3 protein-coding genes are annotated in these 1,178 nt (G+C 68.7%); 2 read left to right on the forward strand and 1 reads right to left on the reverse strand.

Features of this window, described 5'->3' with window-relative positions:
* Positions 1-336, reverse strand: a 336-nt coding sequence (locus BN903_RS12940) for a S1 RNA-binding domain-containing protein (RefSeq protein WP_048078128.1), incomplete at its 3' end; no start/stop codon positions are given.
* A 117-nt stretch (positions 337-453) separates the two neighbouring features.
* Here BN903_RS12940 and BN903_RS12945 point away from each other — a divergent pair.
* Positions 454-969: a Mov34/MPN/PAD-1 family protein gene (locus BN903_RS12945; protein ID WP_048078129.1), complete on the forward strand. Its 516-nt coding sequence runs from the start codon at positions 454-456 to the stop codon at positions 967-969.
* Positions 966-1,178 (forward strand): adenylyltransferase/cytidyltransferase family protein (locus tag BN903_RS12950; RefSeq protein ID WP_048078130.1); only part of this gene is annotated, 213 nt, incomplete at its 3' end. The genes BN903_RS12945 and BN903_RS12950, both read left to right, overlap by 4 nt.

The raw sequence follows: 1,178 nt of genomic DNA on the forward strand, positions 1-1,178 counted from the left end.
GTCGGGGTCGACGTCGTCGAACGCCACGTCGCCGTTCTCCTTCACTTCGGTGAGCCGGACGACCAGTCGGTCGCCGACCGCGTAGTTGCCATCGAGGTTCGACTCGTGGACGAGCCCGCTCACGGCGTCGGAGAGGTCGACGAAGACGCCGTAGTCGACGACGCCGTTGACCTCGGCGTGGTACAGCGCGTCGACTGCGGCGTCTTCGAGAGTACAGTCCGGGGCCAGATCGTAGACGGTCGGCCGGTCGTCGGCCGCCCCCTCCGCCGCGTCGGCGTCGGGTTCGAGGCTCGAATCGCCTCGCGTGCCGGAACCTCCGGCGGTGTTTTCGCTCATGGAGGTCTTTCGGGAACGGCCGGTGTTAAGCCTGTTCTCTCGCCGCTCGGAGGGATACGCCGCCTCCGAGTCCCGCGGTCCGGAACCCCTATGAGGCGACGGCGACTTATCTCGCCCATGCGACTGTTCCGCTCGGACGAGCTCCTCGGGATCGCCCGAGAGACCCTAGATTTCGTCCTCGAGGCGAGCGAGGAGACGCACCCCAACGAGTACATGGGGTTCCTCCGCGCGGACGACGCCCGGAAGCTTGACCTCGACCGGGACGGGCAGGTGATAACCGACGTCCTCGTCATCCCCGGGACGGAGTCGAGTCCGACGAGCGCCAGCGTCCGCAGCCACATGAAGCCGAACGACATGCGCGCCGTCGGCTCGGTCCACTCGCACCCGAACGGCGCGCTGCGCCCGAGCGACGCCGACCTCGCCACGTTCGGACAGGGAGAGGTCCACATTATCGTCGGCGCTCCCTACGGATGGGGCGACTGGAAGGCGTTCGACAACGAGGGCCGACAGACCACCCTCGACGTGCTCGACGTGGAGGTGCCCGACGAGCACTTCTTCGATTTCACGCAGGAGGACATCGACCGCGAGCTCGCTGACCGCGACGACGGCGGCTTCCTCTCGTGGTTCCGATGACCCGGGTCGTCGCGCAGGGGACCTTCGACCTGCTCCACCCCGGCCACGTCCACTACCTCGAAGACGCCGCGGCCCGCGGCGACGAACTCCACGCTATCGTCGCCCGCCGGCCGAACGTCACGCACAAGCCCGCGCCGGTGTTGTGCGCCCGTCAGCGCCGCGACATGGTCGCCGCGCTCGACGCGGTCGACGAGGCGCACCTCGGCGAC

It is taken from the genome of Halorubrum sp. AJ67 (genome assembly GCF_000513435.1).